19 protein-coding genes are annotated in these 19135 nt (G+C 50.8%); 17 read left to right on the top strand and 2 right to left on the bottom strand.

Annotated features, from left to right (window positions below; all coding sequences use genetic code 11):
- Positions 1-34: 34 nt before the first annotated feature.
- The 11 genes from ACF8D4_RS10580 (at position 35) to ACF8D4_RS10530 (ending at position 13139) form a co-directional block, all read left to right on the top strand.
- On the top strand, positions 35-1249 hold the full coding sequence (locus tag ACF8D4_RS10580; RefSeq protein ID WP_025011490.1) for an IscS subfamily cysteine desulfurase: 1215 nt from the start codon (positions 35-37) through the stop codon (positions 1247-1249).
- A gap of 32 nt (positions 1250-1281) precedes the next feature.
- On the top strand, positions 1282-1665 hold the full coding sequence (gene iscU / locus ACF8D4_RS10575; RefSeq protein WP_025011491.1) for a Fe-S cluster assembly scaffold IscU: 384 nt from the start codon (positions 1282-1284) through the stop codon (positions 1663-1665).
- A 14-nt stretch (positions 1666-1679) separates the two neighbouring features.
- The gene (gene iscA / locus ACF8D4_RS10570; protein WP_025011492.1) at positions 1680-2003 is read left to right on the top strand and encodes an iron-sulfur cluster assembly protein IscA; all 324 of its coding nucleotides are present in this window, start codon (positions 1680-1682) and stop codon (positions 2001-2003) included.
- 23 nt (positions 2004-2026) lie between these two features.
- Positions 2027-2551, top strand: coding sequence for a co-chaperone HscB (hscB, locus tag ACF8D4_RS10565; RefSeq protein ID WP_025011493.1), 525 nt, complete (start codon positions 2027-2029; stop codon positions 2549-2551).
- Positions 2552-2634: 83 nt separating this feature from the next.
- Positions 2635-4497, top strand: coding sequence for a Fe-S protein assembly chaperone HscA (gene hscA / locus ACF8D4_RS10560; protein ID WP_028781031.1), 1863 nt, complete (start codon positions 2635-2637; stop codon positions 4495-4497).
- A gap of 8 nt (positions 4498-4505) precedes the next feature.
- Positions 4506-4841, top strand: a complete 336-nt coding sequence (fdx, locus tag ACF8D4_RS10555; RefSeq protein ID WP_025011494.1) for an ISC system 2Fe-2S type ferredoxin — start codon at positions 4506-4508, stop codon at positions 4839-4841.
- A 132-nt stretch (positions 4842-4973) separates the two neighbouring features.
- Positions 4974-5873 (top strand): 30S ribosomal protein S6--L-glutamate ligase, encoded by a 900-nt coding sequence (gene rimK / locus ACF8D4_RS10550; protein ID WP_025011495.1) that lies wholly within the window; start codon positions 4974-4976, stop codon positions 5871-5873.
- Between the two features lie 81 nt (positions 5874-5954).
- Positions 5955-6152, top strand: a complete 198-nt coding sequence (iscX, locus tag ACF8D4_RS10545) for a Fe-S cluster assembly protein IscX (RefSeq protein ID WP_025011496.1) — start codon at positions 5955-5957, stop codon at positions 6150-6152.
- A gap of 393 nt (positions 6153-6545) precedes the next feature.
- Positions 6546-6977: a nucleoside-diphosphate kinase gene (ndk, locus tag ACF8D4_RS10540; protein ID WP_025011497.1), complete on the top strand. Its 432-nt coding sequence runs from the start codon at positions 6546-6548 to the stop codon at positions 6975-6977.
- 388 nt (positions 6978-7365) lie between these two features.
- Entirely contained in the window at positions 7366-10038 is a 2673-nt protein-coding gene (locus ACF8D4_RS10535) for a TonB-dependent receptor (protein ID WP_144190713.1), read from the top strand.
- A gap of 449 nt (positions 10039-10487) precedes the next feature.
- Positions 10488-13139: a TonB-dependent receptor gene (locus tag ACF8D4_RS10530; protein WP_025011498.1), complete on the top strand. Its 2652-nt coding sequence runs from the start codon at positions 10488-10490 to the stop codon at positions 13137-13139.
- 212 nt (positions 13140-13351) lie between these two features.
- Here the strand turns inward: ACF8D4_RS10530 and ACF8D4_RS10525 are convergent, their stop codons facing one another.
- Both ACF8D4_RS10525 and ACF8D4_RS10520 read right to left on the bottom strand, forming a co-directional pair.
- Positions 13352-13693 (bottom strand): TraR/DksA C4-type zinc finger protein, encoded by a 342-nt coding sequence (locus ACF8D4_RS10525; RefSeq protein WP_025011499.1) that lies wholly within the window; start codon positions 13691-13693, stop codon positions 13352-13354.
- Positions 13694-13819: 126 nt separating this feature from the next.
- Positions 13820-14773, bottom strand: coding sequence for a tRNA-dihydrouridine synthase (locus tag ACF8D4_RS10520; RefSeq protein WP_025890163.1), 954 nt, complete (start codon positions 14771-14773; stop codon positions 13820-13822).
- Positions 14774-15066: 293 nt separating this feature from the next.
- On the opposite strand from ACF8D4_RS10520, the gene ACF8D4_RS10515 reads away from it, so the two are divergent.
- The 6 genes from ACF8D4_RS10515 to apt all read left to right on the top strand — a co-directional run bounded on the left by ACF8D4_RS10515 (position 15067) and on the right by apt (position 19104).
- Entirely contained in the window at positions 15067-15519 is a 453-nt protein-coding gene (locus ACF8D4_RS10515) for a hypothetical protein (RefSeq protein ID WP_025011501.1), read from the top strand.
- Between the two features lie 59 nt (positions 15520-15578).
- On the top strand, positions 15579-16415 hold the full coding sequence (locus ACF8D4_RS10510) for a DUF692 domain-containing protein (RefSeq protein WP_028781029.1): 837 nt from the start codon (positions 15579-15581) through the stop codon (positions 16413-16415).
- Positions 16415-17203: a DUF2063 domain-containing protein gene (locus ACF8D4_RS10505; RefSeq protein ID WP_144132352.1), complete on the top strand. Its 789-nt coding sequence runs from the start codon at positions 16415-16417 to the stop codon at positions 17201-17203. Before ACF8D4_RS10510 ends, ACF8D4_RS10505 begins: the two co-directional genes overlap by 1 nt.
- A 396-nt stretch (positions 17204-17599) precedes the next feature.
- Complete coding sequence (locus ACF8D4_RS10500) at positions 17600-17974, top strand: YbaN family protein (RefSeq protein ID WP_025888748.1); 375 nt, start codon at positions 17600-17602, stop codon at positions 17972-17974.
- A gap of 87 nt (positions 17975-18061) precedes the next feature.
- The gene (locus tag ACF8D4_RS10495; protein ID WP_025011503.1) at positions 18062-18457 is read left to right on the top strand and encodes a response regulator; all 396 of its coding nucleotides are present in this window, start codon (positions 18062-18064) and stop codon (positions 18455-18457) included.
- Between the two features lie 95 nt (positions 18458-18552).
- Entirely contained in the window at positions 18553-19104 is a 552-nt protein-coding gene (gene apt, locus ACF8D4_RS10490) for an adenine phosphoribosyltransferase (protein ID WP_025011504.1), read from the top strand.
- Positions 19105-19135 lie beyond the last annotated feature (31 nt).

The following is a 19135-nucleotide window of genomic DNA, read 5'->3' as shown; positions in this document are numbered from 1 at the left end:
GCCTCGGCCGAGACTGCGAAGTACGGAGTGTGTAATGAAGCTTCCTATCTATTTGGATTATGCCGCAACAACGCCTGTAGACCCCCGGGTTGCAGACAAAATGGTACAGTACATGACAATGGACGGTGTATTCGGTAACCCCGCATCCCGTTCACACCGCTACGGCTGGCAGGCCGAAGAAGCAGTGGATATTGCCCGCAACCAGGTCGCGGAGCTGATCAATGCCGATCCCCGTGAAATCGTGTTCACTTCCGGCGCCACTGAATCTGACAACCTGGCTATCAAAGGTGTTGCCCACTTCTACCAGAAGAAGGGTAAGCACATCATCACCAGCAAGACAGAGCATAAGGCCGTACTGGATACCTGCCGTCAGCTGGAGCGTGAAGGTTTTGAGGTCACTTACCTGGAACCTGCGGCCAACGGTATTATTCCCATGGAGCGCCTGGAAGCGGCCATGCGCGACGACACCATTCTTGTCAGCATCATGCATGTCAACAACGAGATTGGCGTGATCCACGATATTGATGCCATCGGCGAACTGTGTCGTAGCAAAGGCATCATCTTCCATGTGGATGCTGCCCAGAGTGCCGGTAAACTGCCTATCGATATTCAAAAGACCAAGGTCGACCTCATGTCTATCTCGGGTCACAAGATGTATGGCCCCAAAGGCATAGGTGCCCTGTATGTGCGCCGTAAGCCTCGTATTCGTCTGGAAGCCCAGATGCACGGCGGTGGTCATGAGCGTGGTATGCGCAGCGGCACCCTGGCGACTCACCAAATTGTGGGTATGGGCGAAGCGGCAGCCATTGCCAAAGCCGATATGGAAAAAGATAACGAACGTATTCGCTATCTGCGCGACAAGCTGTGGAACGGTATCAAAGATATCGAAGAAACCTATCTCAATGGCGATATGGAGCAACGTGCCTGCGGCAGCTTGAACGTCAGCTTTAACTATGTGGAAGGCGAGTCACTGATGATGGCGCTCAAGGACTTGGCCGTATCTTCCGGCTCGGCCTGTACTTCTGCCAGTCTGGAGCCCAGCTATGTGCTGCGTGCTCTGGGGCTGAACGACGAGATGGCGCACAGCTCAATTCGTTTCTCCATCGGTCGTTTCACTTCCGAGGAAGAGATCGACTACGCAATCGAAACCATTAAAAACTCTATTGGCAAACTGAGAGAAATGTCACCACTTTGGGAAATGTTCAAAGATGGTGTGGACCTCAACCAGGTGCAGTGGGCACACCACTGATCCCCGCGGATAGATGAATTTGGAGCAGTATCATGGCTTACAGTGAAAAAGTGATAGATCATTACGAGAACCCGCGTAACGTAGGTTCTTTCGACAAGAACGACCCCTCCGTAGTGACCGGCATGGTGGGTGCGCCTGCCTGTGGTGACGTGATGAAACTGCAGCTCAAGATTGACGACCAGGGCATCATTGAAGATGCTCGCTTCAAGACTTACGGCTGTGGCAGCGCCATCGCATCAAGCTCTTTGGTGACCGAATGGGTTAAAGGTAAGTCCATCGAGGAAGCGGCTGCCATCAAGAACACGGATATTGCAGAAGAGCTGGCTCTGCCACCTGTGAAGATCCACTGTTCTATTCTGGCCGAAGACGCCATCAAGGCGGCTCTGGAAGAGTACAAGTCCAAGCAAGCTAAATAACGCCAGGAGTTAAGATGGCTATTACTATGACGCCTGCCGCCGCCGAGCGTGTCCGTGCCTTTCTGAGCAACAGAGGAAAAGGCATAGGTTTGCGCTTGGGGCTTAAGACTTCAGGCTGCAGCGGGATGGCTTACGTTCTGGAATTTGTCGACGAACTCAATGAAGATGATGAGGTTTACAACATAGATGGTGTCAACATCATCATAGATGCCAAGAGCTTCATCTATCTTCAGGGGATCGAGCTGGACTTTGTCAAGGAAGGACTCAACGAAGGCTTTAAATTCAATAACCCTAACGCCAAAGGTGAGTGTGGTTGCGGTGAGAGCTTCACGGTTTGAGTTTCACCGCTGCCTGAGAGTATATGAATTATTTCGAGCTGTTTGATTTAACTCCCTCCTTTGATGTGGACACCGCCGAGCTGGCCAGTCGCTATCGCGATCTGCAGCGGGCGGTGCATCCTGACAAGTTTGCCAACGCCAGTGAACAGCAAAAACTGCTGGCCATTTCCCGCACTGCCCAGATAAACGACGCCTTTCAGACCCTGAAAGATCCTATCCGTCGGGCCGAACATATGTTGGCGCTCAAAGGTGTGGATATCAGTCACGAGACCACCACGGTTAAAGACACCGCCTTTTTGATGCAGCAGATGGAATGGCGTGAAGCGCTGGAAGAGATAGGCCAGAGCGGCGATGCCCAGAGCGATATCGATGAGCTCGATGTTTCATTTGCGGCTTACCGTAAGCAGGTGACAGAGCTGCTGCGTAACCAACTTCACAGTTCCAAAGAGGCCGACGCAATAGCCGCGGCAGATCAAGTCCGCAAGTTGAAGTTTATGGCAAAATTGCAGGATGAACTGCAGCGGGCCCAGGATGCGCTGTTCGACTGACGTCGCCTTCGGCCTTCAAGCATATTCCTACGGTTGGCTCAATTTTTGATTGGGCCAACTTTTTAAACACAAGATGGAAGACTATGGCACTTTTGCAGATTGCTGAACCCGGCCAAATGGCCGCTCCTCACCAACACAGATTGGCCGCAGGGATAGATTTGGGTACTACCAACTCCCTGGTTGCTGCGGTTCGCAGCGGCGAGGCGAGCACGCTGGCCGACGAGCAAGGCCGGCATTCATTACCATCTGTGGTGCACTATGGCGAGCAGGGTGTTCGTGTGGGTCACGATGCCCTGGCCGATTCGGCCAAGGATCCTGAAAACACCATAGTGTCGGTGAAGCGTTTCATGGGCCGCTCTTTGGCCGATGTGCAAAGCGGTGAGCAAGCTTTCCCCTATCAGTTTGAAGCCAGTGAAAACGGTCTGCCTCTGTTTGTGACCCGCGCCGGTAAAATGAATCCGGTTCAGGTGTCTGCAGAGGTATTGCGCCCCCTGATTGCCCGCGCCGAGTCTACCCTGGGCGGGCCTTTGGAAGGCGTGGTTATCACAGTGCCTGCTTATTTTGATGATGCCCAGCGTCAGGGAACCAAAGATGCGGCAGCTTTGCTTGGTATCAAGGTGTTACGCCTGCTCAACGAGCCGACTGCGGCCGCGATTGCCTATGGCCTGGACTCGGGTCAGGAAGGCGTCATTGCCGTCTATGACTTGGGCGGCGGCACCTTTGATATCTCTATTTTGCGCCTCAACCGCGGCGTGTTTGAGGTACTTGCAACCGGTGGCGATTCTCGCCTTGGTGGTGATGACTTTGATGAACTGCTGCAAGGCTTACTGCGTGAACGCATGGCGCTGAAGTCGCTTTCAAGCCAGGAAGCGCGGCAGTTGCTGATGGAAGCCCGGCGGGTAAAAGAAGCGTTGACCGATAGCGACAGCACTATTGCTAAGCTGACACTGAAAGATGGCAGTGAGTGTGAAGCCGAGGTGAGTCGCAGTGAGTTTGACCAGTTGATAAACACGCTGGTGAAGAAAACCATTCAGGGTTGCCGCAAGGCCCTACGTGATGCCGGAGTGGATACTGATGAGGTACTGGAAACCGTGATGGTTGGCGGCTCTACCCGGGTGCCTCTGGTGCGGGAAATGGTCGGTGACTTCTTTGGCAAGACGCCGCTGACGTCCATCGACCCTGATCGAGTGGTCGCCATAGGCGCTGCGGTACAGGCCGATATCCTGGTGGGTAACAAGCCTGACTCGGATCTCTTGCTGCTGGATGTGATCCCGTTGTCGCTCGGCATTGAAACCATGGGCGGTTTGGTGGAGAAGGTGATCCCGCGCAATACCACCATTCCGGTGGCCAGAGCCCAGGAATTCACCACCTTCAAAGACGGTCAGAGCGCCATGGCGTTTCATGTGGTGCAAGGTGAACGTGAACTGGTGGCCGATTGCCGCTCTCTGGCACGCTTTACCCTCAAGGGCATTCCACCATTGGCCGCTGGTGCAGCGCATATTCGGGTGACCTTCCAGGTCGATGCCGATGGTTTGCTCAGCGTCACCGCCATGGAGAAGTCGACCGGGGTGCAATCCAGCATCCAGGTTAAACCTTCCTTCGGTCTGAGTGATACTGAAATTGCCGGAATGCTCAAAGATTCGATGCAGAACGCCAAAGAGGATATTGAGCTGAGAATGCTCACAGAGCAGCGAGTGGAAGCGGCCAGGGTACTGGAATCGCTGCACTCGGCGCTGGCGAAAGATGGCGAGCTGCTCAGCCAGGAGGAGCGCGCTCTGGTTGACCGCGCCATGGCTGACTTGAGTGAAACCGCTGCCAATGGCGATGTTGATGCCATCAAGGCGGCGATAGAAGCGGTGGATGCGCAGACCCAGGAGTTTGCCGCCAGACGCATGGACAATTCGATTCGGGCCGCACTGAAGGGTCAGTCGGTCGATAACATATAGGTGAGACTATGCCACAGATAGTATTTTTGCCCCATGAAGAACTGTGTCCTGAAGGCGCCGTGGTGGAGGCAGAGGTGGGTGAATCCATTTTGGATGTCGCGCTGAAAAACGGCATCAACATAGAGCATGCCTGCGAGAAATCCTGTGCCTGTACCACCTGCCATGTGATAGTGCGTGAAGGCTTCGATGAGCTTGAGCCAAGCGATGATCTGGAAGACGACATGCTGGACAAAGCTTGGGGCCTGGAGCCTGAAAGTCGTCTGTCCTGTCAGGCCAAGGTGGTTGAAGGTGATATGGTTGTTGAAATCCCTAAATACACAGTCAACATGGTCAGTGAAGGTTAAGTGCTGACATCTTTTGAAAACCGGCCCCAAGTGGCCGGTTTTTTATTGCTATGCTTGGCGTGCAGAGATTGATTTCCAACACGGCAGGCGTATGATGCGCTGTCTTTTTCACTCTTAGGGACACTGACCTGGATGCAGATTGCAATTTTGTCACAGAACAAAACCTTATATTCCACACGCCGTTTGGTGGAGGCCGCCCAGGAACGGGGTTATCAGGTGCAGGTGATCAATCCGCTGGAATGCTATATGAATATCAGTATGCAGCAGTCCAGTATTCATATCGGGGGCGTCGAGTTGCCGTCCTTCGATGCGGTGATCCCGAGAATAGGTGCCGGCATTACTTTCTACGGCACGGCTGTGGTGCGTCAGTTTGAGATGATGGCTACCTATACACTCAATAGCTCCATGGGGATCTCCCGCTCAAGGGATAAGCTGCGCTCCATGCAGTTACTGTCCCGCAAAGGCATAGGATTGCCAGTGACAGGTTTTGCCAATAAGCCCAGCGATATTCCGGATCTTATCGACATGGTCGGTGGCGCTCCCTTGGTGATTAAACTCTTGGAGGGCACTCAGGGGATAGGTGTGGTGCTGGCTGAAACCCGTAAGGCGGCCGAGAGTGTGATTGAGGCCTTTATGGGCCTCAAGGCCAACATCATGGTACAGGAATATATCAAGGAGGCCCAAGGGGCCGATATCCGCTGTTTTGTGCTCGGCGACAAGGTCATTGCCGCCATGAAACGCCAGGCTCTGCCGGGAGAGTTTCGCTCCAATCTGCATCGGGGCGGCACGGCAACCTTGGTGAAGTTGTCTCCGGAAGAGCGTTCAATCGCGGTGCGCGCCGCCAAAACCATGGGGTTGAATGTTGCCGGCGTGGATATTTTACGCTCCAACCATGGACCCGTGGTGATGGAGGTCAATTCATCACCCGGACTCGAAGGGATTGAAGCCGCCACCGGCAAAGATGTTGCCGGCGCTATCATAGAGTTTATTGCCAAGCAGAGGCGTAAGGGCAAGACACCAAGCGAAGCCTGATCTTGGTCTCAATCAAGGCTATTAAGGCTTCAACTGCGGCGCTATACTCAAAGTCAGTACTTATCTGAAGCAGGAGTAACCATGGGACTCAAGTGGATAGATTCATTGGACTTGGCTTTGGAGTTGCTGGAGGCACATCCTGATGTGGATCCAGAGCAACTGCATTTTCCTGAGCTTTACGAGTGGATATTGGCGTTGGAAGCCTTCGATGATGACCCTAAACGCTGCAGCGAGAAAATTCTCGAAGCCGTGCAGCAATGCTGGATCGAGGAAAAGTAACCCCCTCTGGCGGAAAACTGATCCCGGTCAAATTATCACCATCACGAGTCAACTATATTAACTTGGTTAATAAATTGTTGTGCTGGTTTCGGAGGTTTGTCATGTCACGTTTCTTCGCCTGTAGTTTTGGATTATTTGCTCCGGCCGTGCTGGCACATTCGGGGCATGGTGGTGTTGGCTTGTTTCATCATTTTCCTCAGTTTATGCCTTTGTTATTACTTTTGGTTTGTCTCTGCGGCGGTTACCTTTGGCTCAAGCGTCGGCATTGAGTCTTTGTGTACCTCCTCCCGGTAGATTTTGCCAGGCGCTTTGCGAGATAGGATTAGGATCTGGCGCATTTATTTCGTATAATCCGCGCGAAATTTAAAAACTCGCTGATTAAGGAAGCTAGTCATGGCGATCGAACGTACTTTTTCTATCATTAAGCCTGATGCGGTAGCCAAGAACCACATTGGTGCTATCTACAACCGTTTTGAAACTGCCGGCCTGAAAATTGTTGCCGCCAAAATGGTTCACTTGACCAAAGAACAAGCCGAAGGTTTCTACGCTGAGCACAGCGAGCGTCCTTTCTTTGGTGCTCTGGTTTCTTTCATGACTTCTGGTCCTATCATGGTTCAGGTTCTGGAAGGTGAAAACGCCGTTCTGGCCAACCGTGAAATCATGGGTGCGACCAATCCTGCTGAAGCTGCCCGTGGAACTCTGCGTGCTGACTTTGCTGACAGCATCGATGAGAACGCTGTTCACGGCTCTGATGCTCTGGCATCAGCCGAGCGCGAAATCGCATACTTCTTTGCTGCTGATGAGCTGTGCCCTCGCACTCGTTAATTAACAGCAAATAGACAAAAAGGAGCCGAATGGCTCCTTTTTTGTTTGATTTTTGTGTGCAGTAGAAATTCTACCTACATCACATTTTTCATCAAAAGCGTTGCATTAACAGTGGGTTGAAAAGTAAGCGTTGTAAATAAAATGTTTTGATACCTAATGATACATCTTGGCTGTAGCCGGCATTTGTTCTGTAAAAATATCATTAGTTTTTGATTGATAAGGTGCTTGAGTTTTACAAATTAAACCGTGTGTCAACAATTCGTTATCATTTAAGTGATTGATAATGTTGCTGTTATTGGTATGTTTCTCGTTTGGGGGGCTGAGTATTACATAGAATAAGAACACGGTGTTCCCTCCCTGTCACCGTGCTTGAAAAAGGAATGAGAATATGTCAACGCAGACTGCAGTCGCTAAGGCCATCCGCTTTAGTCTGTTTGCTTTTGTTTCCACATCAATCCCTACAATGGTTTATGCCGCCGATGATGCTCAGGCTACAGAACAAGTAGAACGTATTGAAGTCACTGGCTCCCGTATCAAACGCACAGATATGGAGAATGCTTCTCCTGTTGTTGTGATGAGTGCTGCCGATATTGAGAAAGGTGGTTTCAACTCGGTTCAGGATGTACTGGGTAACCTGTCGCAGAACTCAGGCGGCTCCATGACCCAACAGGAAGTACATGGTTTTACCCCTGCCGCTTCCTCTGTCAACCTTCGTGGCGTGGGCGCCGGTCGGGTACTGACCCTGATCAATGGTAAGCGGGTGCCCAAGTATCCCTTTGGTGCCGGTGGTACCGACAGCTTCGTGGATACTGCCAATATTCCTTTGGGTGCGATCGAGCGTATCGAGATCCTGACTACAGGTGCCTCGGCTATTTACGGCTCTGACGCCATGGGTGGTGTTATCAACATCATTCTCAAGAAAGATGTCGAACAGACAACTTTCAAGTACCGTTTCTCCGACACGGATGAAGGTGGTCTGCGCAACAATCAGTTCTCTTTCATGACAGGTGTCAGCAGTGATACGGCTAACCTGACTTTCTTTGCCGAATATGAAGACAGAACGGCACTGAAAGGGACAGATCGCCCAGAGTGGGGTACAGATATTGTCGACGGTCAGCCATACTCAGGTTACAGCTCTTACGGTGCCAACCTGGTACAGGACCTCGGCAACAACAAAACTTCGCTGACCAAGACCTTGTCACCGGCAGAATGTGAGGCCCGTGGCTATGTGGTGATGGAAAATGGCCGCTGTGGTTTTGACCGCTCCAAGCAGCGTGATTTCCTGCCGGAGCAGAAGCGCTACTCGACCATGATCAACCTCACCAAGGAGCTGAATGCGGATCATCAGTTGTATTCCCGCATCGATTACACTCATTCCTCGACCTTTACCGAGATTGAGTCTGCGACAGTGGGCACTGATTTCAAGTTCAAAGTGGCGGGTAATGCGGTCACTATTTTTAATGAAGACAAAGGTTTTTCCCAGACTTTCGACAACAAAGATGTTGCATTCGGTGGTGACTTTGCCAATGCTGCAGACGGCGACTACTACTACACCCGCCGTATGAGTGAGCTGGGGCCACGTACCTCTGACTTTGAAACCAATAACTTCTCTTTCATCATAGGTTCCAAGGGGTTCCTGACCGACAGTATCGAGTATGATACTTCCTGGTCTATTGCGCGTCAGACAGTGGAATCCCGCAGCAACGGTTCTCCAACTTACCAGAGCACCTTCGACTACCTGACCTCTGGCGACAGCGGCAAGTCTCTGCTGGATGTGATCTCTCCTGAAGATGCGGCACTGCTGAACTACGAAGGTAACAAGAAGGGACAATCTACTCTGTCCAGCTTTAGTGCCGGTATCAATGGTGATGCGTTCGAACTTGCCGGAGGCACTGCTGCCTACGCTGTGGGTATCGAATACAGCAAGGAGTGGTTCTACGATAAGTCTGACAGCTTCACCTCCAACGGTGGCGTCATAGGCAAGGGGGGCAGCAGCGCCGAAGGTGAACGTGAGCAGTATGCTGCCTATGCCGAGCTGGCCTTGCCATTGCTGGATCAGTTGACCATGACACTGGCCGGACGTTATGACTACTATGATGATGAGTCTGATGTTGGTGGCCAGTTTACTCCGCAAGTGTCACTGGAATACCGTCCAATCGACAGCCTGATGCTGCGTGCTTTGTATGCCGAGACTTTCCGCGCACCGGATATGCAGCGTTTGTTTGGCGATCCTACCACTGGCTACAGTACAGTTATCGACACTCCGCGCTGTGAAGCCTATGGTGAATGTGACAAGATTGAGTCTTTGCCGATTGCCATCGGTGCCAACCCAGAGTTGGAAGCCGAAGAGGGTAAAAACTACAACCTGGGTCTAGTCTGGGACTATGAAGGTATCAACCTGACGGTGGACTACTGGATGGTTGAAATCGACAATCTGGTGAATGACCCGAGTGCGCAGTATATTCTGGATCACGCCGATGCCTTTGCCGACAAGATTGAACGTGACAGCAATGGCAAGTTGCTGAAAGTGAACACTCAGGCGATGAATATGTCTTCTCGTGAGACTGCCGGTATCGATTTCTCTCTGGGCTATCGCTATGAAACCGAGAGCTATGGTGAATTCAGCAGCCGCCTGGAAGGGACTTACCTGACCCGTTGGAAGGAAAAGCTGACTCCGGATTCAGAGGAGCTGGACCTTATCGATGGTGAGGGATCTGCGCCTCAGCTGCGTGCCAACTTGAACCTGGGATGGTCTTACAACGACTTCTCCACCAACATTCTGTTCAAGTATATCGACAGCATGAATGGTGAGCGGATGGATTACTTTGTCAGCGAAGGTCTGGACAGCACTTATCCGGTGAAAATCGATAGCCATGTCGAGGTTAACCTGGCTGCCAGTTACTTCATCTACGACAATCTGAAGGTTTCTGCCGGTATCAACAACCTGTTTGATTCAGGACCGGAGATCGATTACACCCAGTCCAGCTGGCCTCATTACCCACGAGCCTACTATAACGTTATTGGACGTGAATATTATGCAGGGGTAGAGTTTACTTTCTAATAGTATTCAAACCTTGAAAACCGGCTTAATAAGCCGGTTTTTTTATGCCTAAAATAAACAAAGGGGAAAATAATATTAGATACATATTGATTCAGGTGTTTGCTAAATGTTTATTCTGGTTCGGTGTGATTTTTTTTGCCACGAGATAGTTGTTTCTTAAATATTAAATTTATGGAACATTTAAACTTAATAAAAACATATTTTTCAATATGTATCACTTGTGTGTTTTTGTTTTAAAATTTTGATTTATAGGTGTTTTTAAGTTTCATTGGCAGTTTCGCTCTATTTGTTTGTATCAATTAGTTACCCAATGGTTGTTTTTGTGTTTTGTTTGTTGACCATATTGTTTTATTTGTGGAGTATCTTTGTGAGTGTTGCAATTTGTTTGCAATGTTTAAAACAAAAATAATCAGATATTTCTTGCAGAAAGAAACATCAGGGAGACAAGTATGAGTTCCATCAGTTTAACTGCAAAGGCAGTTCGTCGCGGTTTACTTGCTGCGGCAGTTACGGGAATAGCTTTCAGCGGATATGCAACCGCTGAAGAAGCAAAAGAAGGCAAAGTCGAGCGTATTGAAGTAACTGGTTCACGTATCAAACAAGTGGATATGGAAACCGCTTCACCTGTTACTGTTATCACAGCAGCCGATCTTAAGGTTACCGGGGAAACCTCGGTTGCCGATGTATTGAATAACTCCAGTATCAACAGCTTTGGTTCCTGGCGTGGCATGTCCGGCTATGGTGCCGGGGCCAGTGCCACCAGTGATGTGGATTTACGTGGTCTGGGTTCTCAGGCAACCTTGATCCTGCTCGATGGTCGCCGTATGCCGGGTACCAGCTCAAGCTCAGGAACCGTTGCCGATACTTCCAGCATCCCAATGGCGATTGTTGAGCGAATCGAAATTCTGCGTGACGGCGCCTCTGCAGTTTACGGCTCGGATGCGGTTGCCGGGGTAATTAACATCATTACCAAGAAAGACTTTGAAGGGGTTGAGCTGAACTACACCGGTGAATCACCTGATGTGGAAGGCGGCGATTCTTCACGTTTCTCTGTCGCGGCCGGTTTTAGCACAGATAAGGGCAATATCACCCTGACGTTCGAGCATTACGATACTACCTCTGTGTACGATAAAGATGTTTGGCGCTTTGATGATCCTAGCTGGAACGGCATCAGCTCCTATAGTGTGATCCCAAGAGCTACCTATATTGGCGCCGATGGTAAATCGGCCAATTATACCAATAGCGAGCTTTGCTCCCAGGCACCGAATGTTATTGATGGTACCGACGGCGCCAATGCCGGAACCTGTTACTATGACTTTGGTAAGGTGACCAAGCTGTTTGGTAATGTGAACCGCAACAGTATTCTGTCTAACTTCAATTACCAGCTGACTGACGACATACAGTTCCGTGGCCGCGCTTCTGCCAGTCTGAGTGAAACCAATACCCGTTACGCGGGCACCCCGGTATCAACCAACGCCCCAACCATGGCTGCGGACAACCCAATGAACCCATTGGGCACAGATATCACTGAGATCCGTATGCGTTCGGTACAGATTGGTGAGCGTGACACTACCACTGAAACCAACTCAATCGACTTCCTGGCCGGGTTGGTAGGTTATTGGGATGTGGGTAACGGTATCGATTGGGAAATCAATGCCCAGCATACACGTTCAACCACTGACTCATTCAACTACAACCTGATCAACGACAATATCGTTCAGGACCTGATCAACACAGGCAACTATGATGTCTTCAACACCACAGGCATGAGCTATGAAGATTGGGATGCGCAGATGGCTGATCTCTATGGTCAAGCGGCCCATACCGGTGTGTATCAGGCGCAATTTAACAGCACCCAATTTGATGGTCTGTTGTCCGGCATGCTGTATGAAGGCAACGGTATTACTTTGGCCGCTGTTGTCGGTGCCGAGTATGAGATGATTGAGTTTGTGCAGCTGAGTGACCCGCAATCTGCTGCCGGTATTATCTCCGGTGGTTCGGGTGGCGACGATGTTGATGCAACCCGGGATCGCAGTTCTGGCTATTTGGAACTGCAATCTTCGCTGCCATACAATGTGGATCTGTCCGCTGCAGTTCGTTATGAGCGCTATGAGCAGGAAGGTAACATAGCTTCCGGCTTTGCCTCTTCAACCTTCGATTCAGTTGTGCCCAAGTTCTCTGCGAGCTGGCGTCCGGTTGACTCTCTGTTGCTGCGTGCCAGCTGGGGTGAGTCTTTCCGTGCCCCTAATATGGGTGAGATGTTCTCCGGTGAAGCGCTGAGTTTTGAACGTACCCTGGATACTGTCTGGTGTAGTGCCAACCCCGGGGCCGATGAAAACTACTGTAGCCCAAGTAACCAATATAAGACCTTCTATGGCGGTAACCCGGATCTGAAAGCGGAAGAGGGTGAGTCCTTGACCCTGGGCTTCGTCTGGAACGTGACTGACGATTGGAGTATTGAAACCTCTTACTATGACATCAGCTACGACAGCAAGATTGAAGTGGTCGATGTTGCGGATCTGATCCGTGAAGAAGAAGCCAATGGTGGTTCGCCTTATATCATTCGTGGCAGCGATGGCAAGATTGAGACCATTCACAGCCAGTATCGTAACTTGAGCGCGCTGGAAACTTCCGGGATTGACTTTGTCACCAGCTACAACCAGGAAACTGATTTCGGTGATTTCCGTCTGAAGTTGGAAATGACTCATGTACTGGAATATAAGACCAAGGCCGATGCCGAGTCTGACTTCTTCGATGAAGCAGGTCTGCAGGACAAGCCTGAATGGCGTGGCAGTGCGTCAATCAACTGGAGTCGTGATAACTGGAGTGCAGCTTGGACTACCTACTATATAGGTGGCCAGGATTCAGGAGCTGTTGAATACAACAACGAATACCTAATCAACGTACCAAGCTACTTCAAGCACAACGTCCAGGTAAGCTACGCCCACGACTGGAATGGTTCCATCACCTTGGGTGTGAATAACGCCTTCGATGAGGAAGCACCAACCTGGTACAACTATGCTGACTATCGTGATGTCAACACAGGTCTGTACGACGTACTGGGTCGCACCTGGTTTGTAACCATTAATCAGAAGTTCTGATAAAACGCCGATTCTCCCTTACGGCTCAGCCCCGCCATTTTGGCGGGGCTTTTTTGTATAGAGCCCCCCAACTAGGCTGGGGGTTCCGTTTATCCGAATAAAAGCTTGTCTGTCAGGAGCCGAGGACATACGCGCAAAGAAAGAGCGGAGTTTTACGATAGTCATAAAAAAAGCAACCCTTGAGGTTGCCTTCATCGCTCTTGATTGATCAATCAGTGATTCAATCGCAATTCTTGTCTGTGTTCGTGTTTATATTGCTCATGGCAACGTTCACAACGCTGCTCGGTCGGATCTCTGTCGAGCCGATATGCTTCGATTTCAGCCTCACAGTCTGCACAAAGGCCATAAAGCCCTAAATCCAGTTGGCAGAGGGCGGCATCCAGTCTCAATAGTCTGTGGTAGAGAGGATGTTTGCAAAGATCGGCCTGAATCATGGTTTCAATCAGATCACTGAGTGACATCTGGGGATCCCAGTGGGGTCCGAGCACCATTATCTCTTTCCTGAGATCGATTTCTAACGCCGACAATGCTTGTCTGATATGGGAGCTGCTCACTGATAATTGCCTGTAAAGATTGAGTCTACGGTCATTTAGTCTAAACAGCCGGGTCAATGTCACTATGATAAAGATCAAATCTGGGTGACATTTTCTGTCGTTAAGGCGCTAATTTGTCAGAATTGCTCACATCTTGTCATCTATTTCGCGATGAGCTCGGCTGAGAGTGGCCACTATGTCGTCGGTTTGCTTGTGTACCCTGAGCTCCCTGAACAGGGTATCGGCCTGTGGATACTGGCGATTGAGGTAGCTGAACCACTGTTTGATCCGTGCCGGGTAGTAGCAACTCTTGCGGCCGCTGAGCTCTTTCTGGCTGTAACTCATCAGCAGTGCCAGGGTCTGTTGCCAGCTGTATTGCATGGCGCCGTTTTTGATGTGATCCGCCAAATTGGGCAGAGAGATGGCGCCGCGGCCCACCATGATACTGTCGCAACCCGTTACTTCCATGCAGCGCAGGGCATCTTCCCGGTTCCAAATCTCGCCGTTGGCGATCACGGGAATGGCCAGTTTTTCACGGATCTCAGTGATATATTCCCAATAGGCGGGTGGACGGTAACCGTCTTTTTTACTGCGGGCATGGACAGCCAACTCAGTGGCGCCGGCTTCATAAATCGCCAGCGCGTTTTCCATAAACAGGCTCTTGTCTTCGAACCCCAGGCGAATTTTGGCGGTCACCGCATGAGGTTCAGGAACTGCCTGCCGCATGGCTTTGACTATCTTATGGATCTGCTCCGGATACTGGAGTAACACGGCACCGCCTTTGCTGCGGTTGACCATCTTGGCCGGACAACCAAAGTTGGCATCTACCCCTTGGGAGCCGAGTTCTATTGCCCTCAAGGCGTTTTCAGCCATCCAACCAGGTTCCTGCCCTAAAAGCTGTACCCTGACCGGCGTACCACTGAGAGTCATGCCGCCCTGCAGCAGTTCGGGGCAGAGGCGATGGAAGACTTTTTCAGGCAAAAGTTGATCCACCACACGTACAAACTCTGTGACCATCAGATCATAAGGATTAATTGCAGAGAGCAGTTCCCGCATCAGATTGTCAACAACCCCCTCCATAGGGGCGAGAATAATACGCACGTGTTTAAGGCCTGGCTGAAATAGAAAGTGGCGCATTCTACCTTAAATCCCATCCGGCACCAATCGACAGCTTAAAAGGCACAGGCTTATTCGAGAGATCTAACTGTTAACAGCTTGATCTTATCGGCATTTGCTATTTTACTCATGTATCCCTACATGGGGTTTTAGGTAAAAACTGTGATCCGTGGTTGAAAATGTGAAATAGATTCTGCTGTCCCCGGGTCTGATATTGCAAGCCGGCAATCGAGGCCGGTCACTCGTAACAACTCTATGAGCAACAGGCAGGAAAGACAATGAAGACAGTCAAGACAACTACAGTAGCAGCCGCTTTGGGTATGGTTATCGCAGGTTCCACCGTCGCGGCAGAGGCCCAGGCCAGTGCTTTCGGTTTTCAGGCAATGGAAGCCGGTTATCAATTGGTTGGTAATGAAGGCAAGTGCGGCGAAGGTAAATGTGGTGATAAGAAAGCCAAAGAAGCCGAGCACAAGGGCCGTGAGGGTAAATGCGGCGAAGGCAAGTGTGGCGAAGGGATGAAGAAAGCTGCCGAAGGCAAATGTGGTGAGGGCATGAATAAGGCCGCCGAGGGCAAGTGTGGTGAAGGCATGAAAAAAGCCGCAGAAGGAAAGTGCGGTGAAGGCAAGTGTGGCGAAGGAATGAAGCATTCCGCCGAGGGTAAAGCCAAAGCCGAAGCCAATAAGGTCAAGGAAGGCAAGTGTGGTGAAGCCAAGTGCGGTAGTAACCACTGAAGCTGAATAGTGCAGGGCGCATTGCGCCCTGTCTGAAACCACAAAGGCGGTAATTATTTATGAATAACTGTGTCGGTTTGGGGCTTAGGCGGGAGATGCTGGCCGAGTTTTGTCAGGCAGCACCCAAGGAGGCCGATTTTTTCGAGGTCGCGCCGGAAAATTGGATGCGCCTGGGGGGTAAGTTTGGAAAGCAGTTTCGACAACTGACCGAGAAGCATTCATTTTACTGCCATGGGCTCAGTCTTTCTATCGGTAGCCCAGCTCCGCTGGATCTGGCGTTTATCAAGGAGATTAAGCGCTTTCTCGATTTGCACCAGATAGATGTCTATTCAGAACACTTAAGCTATTGCTCTGCCGATGGGCATATGTACGATCTTATGCCTATCCCTTTTACTTATGAGGCTGTACGGCATGTCAGTGCCAGGGTCAAACAGGTGGAGGCGATTCTGGAGCGGCCATTGATTCTGGAAAATGTGTCCTTTTATGCCGCGCCTGGTGCCGAGATGACAGAGCAAGAGTTTGTCTGCGCCGTGCTGGAAGAGGCTGACTGTCGTCTGCTGCTGGATGTCAACAACATCTATGTCAACTCGGTTAATCATGGCTATGATCCTGCAGCTTTTCTGGCGGCCATGCCCAGTGAGCGCATCGCTTACCTGCATATTGCCGGTCATTATCAGCAGGATGAAGATCTGATTATCGATACCCATGGCGCCGATATTATCGACCCTGTCTGGCAACTGCTGGCAGAGTGCTATCGATTGCACGGGGTGCATCCCACCTTGCTGGAGCGGGACTTTAATATTCCCGAAACCCAAGTCTTGTGTCAGGAGTTGAAGCAGATAGACACGCTGCAACACCGGGCCTTGGGTGCATTTGCACAAGAGAGGAGAGCTTGATGGCCTTGGCCCAATTACAACAGGCTTTTGTTGCCTATTTGCGGCGGGATGATATGCCTTTGCCGGCCGGCACCGATGAACGGCACATGCGGGTATATCGCGAGCTTTTTTTCAATAATGTCAATGGCTTTGTTTCCAATGCCTATCCGGTTCTTAAGTCGTTGCATACAGAGGCGCAGTGGTTGGCGTTGGTAAAGGATTTCTTTGCCCGCCATGATTGTCAAAGCCCGTTGTTTATCGATATTGCCGCCGAGTTTCTCGACTATCTGTGCCGGGAACAGGCAAGCGCTTTGGATGCCATGCCTTTTATGCTGGAGCTGGCACATTATGAACTCTTGGAACTGCAGGTATCTGTGGCAGTGGACAATTCGGCGTCTTGGCTGGAGCCGACCGAACTCCAGGCGCTGGAGCAACTGGCTGCAAAACTGCAATTGGCCGTCACCACCAGAGTGGCGCAATATCAGTTCGAAGTTGACCGAATTAGCCCAGATTTCCGCCCGGATTCGGTGGCGGCCACCCCGGTATTTTTCTGTGTCTATCGTGACCGGGAAGAGGAGGTGCGCTTTTTAAGGCTCAATCCCATGACGGCGCAGCTGTTGGCCAAACTGCAGCAAACGCCGCTGAGTTTTACCCGGTTACTAGCTTGGCTGGCAGAGACATTTCCCCAGTTTCCAGAGCAGCAGCTTTGTCAGGGTGCGCTCACTACTTTGGCGGAGCTGGCGGTCTTGGGCATTATCCGTAAGCAACCCACAGCCACCATCCAAGCCACAACACCTTGTCAGGCATGAGTTTATTTTAGCTGTACTTGCCTTGGGCTGACCCTTTGGCTGACATTGATGCCTGAGTACGGCCTGAATGCAAGGGAGTGGCTAATCCCATTGAAAAAACATGGTTTTTATCGGCATGAGAAAGGGCTAGAATAGCGCGGTTTTGTGATTGAGATCACTCCCACACTGGCCCTAGAAGTAGAGGAGCTGTCATGAGTCAGCCGTTTAAAGACCCATTCAATATTTTGTATTTTCTTGGTTTTATTCTGGTAATGCTGTTACCTACACTGCCTGCCAGTCTGTCTTGGCTGAAACACGCGGGATTGATCTGAAGCAGCAAGATCCAGCTTTTGCTACAATGGCCACCCTCAGCGGTGGCTTTTGTTTAGGCGCGACCGGTTTTCCAGAGGAAATTGGATGGTTATCAAAAGAGGCTTCTTTTTAATCTCGGGTATCTTGAGCCTGGCTATGGGATTACTCGGCATCGTCTTGCCTGTGCTGCCCACGGTTCCCTTTATTTTGTTGGCCGCTTTTTGTTTTGCCCGCTCCAGCGAAAGGCTACATGATTGGCTGCACAGTCATCCTTGGTTTGCCCAGCCTCTTGCCGATTGGCATTCCCGTAAAGCGATGCGTAAAGGATTAAAGCGAAGGGCTTTTTTGGTCAGTGGTGCCAGTTTTGCCCTCAGCATTGCCTTGGTGCCACTTTGGTGGGTGAAACTCTTACTTGCCGTTTGCTGTGTCTGTCTGTTGTTGTTCCTGTGGCAGATCCCCGAGCTGGAAGATAGTGAGTGATCCTGTAGACAAAAACGCCGACTTGTCGTGATTTTGTCATTCAGTTGGGGTAGCCTTGGCGCGCCTTGAAACCACCAGGGAAATTTAATGAGTTTCAACATTTTGCTTGTTGATGATAATAACATCAGCCAACAGGCTTTGGCCGAACTGTTCCAGAGCCAAGGTTGGCACTGTACGTTGGCCACCAATGGCATGCAGGGGCTGGCGTGCGCCGAGCGGCAAAACTTCGATGCCGTGATTAGTGGCTTTTTCATGCCTTTGCTCGACGGGCCGCACTTCATCCCGCTACTCAGGCAACTCGACGGTTATGCCAACCTGCCTGTCGTGGTGCTAAGTACTCACAGCCAAGAGGAAGTGGCCGCCAGTATGGATATGTCCCAGGTTAATGGCTTTTGGAGAAAACCATTGAACTGTGACACAAAGCAACAACTCCTGGATCACTTATCGACAGAGATTGTTGCATGGCGGATTAAAGCGGCTTAAGCTTTAGCCGGATTTTTGAAATGCAGTCCACCTCAGTGTGGACTTTTTTGTTGTAAAGAGCCGGGCCCAGTGTCTGGAAATGAAGTATTGAGACTATGGCAATGAACTCCGACAGCTTAAGCCTGATTAAGCAAAGCATTAAAACCATTCCGGATTATCCTAAAGCCGGGATCCTGTTCCGCGACGTAACCAGTCTGCTTGAAGACCCGGTTGCCTACCAGTTAAGTATTCGTTTGCTGGTGGATCATTATAAAGATCATGGTTTTACCAAGGTTGTCGGTACCGAAGCCCGTGGTTTCCTCTTTGGTGCCCCTCTGGCGTTGGAGTTGGGTGTGGGCTTTATTCCCGTGCGTAAGCCCGGCAAGTTGCCAAGAGAAACCATAGCCGAAAGCTATGAGCTGGAATATGGCCACGACACCCTGGAAATGCATGTTGATGCCATAGTGCCGGGTGACAAGGTACTGGTTATCGATGACTTGCTGGCAACCGGTGGCACCATTGAAGCCACAGTTAAGCTTATCCGTCGCTTAGGCGGTGAGGTGAAGGACGCCGCATTTGTGATCTCTCTGCCGGACCTGGGCGGTGAACAGCGCCTGACCGAGCAAGGGCTCGAACTGGTTAAGCTGTGTGAGTTTGACGGCGAATAAAAGCTCAGCCCTGCTGCTTTGCGGGTCGTCT

This window comes from Shewanella sp. YQ_9 (assembly GCF_043103185.1).
GTDB lineage: Bacteria > Pseudomonadota > Gammaproteobacteria > Enterobacterales > Shewanellaceae > Shewanella > Shewanella algae.
Note: the sequence above shows the minus strand (reverse complement) of the source record. Positions and strands in the feature narration are given on the sequence as shown.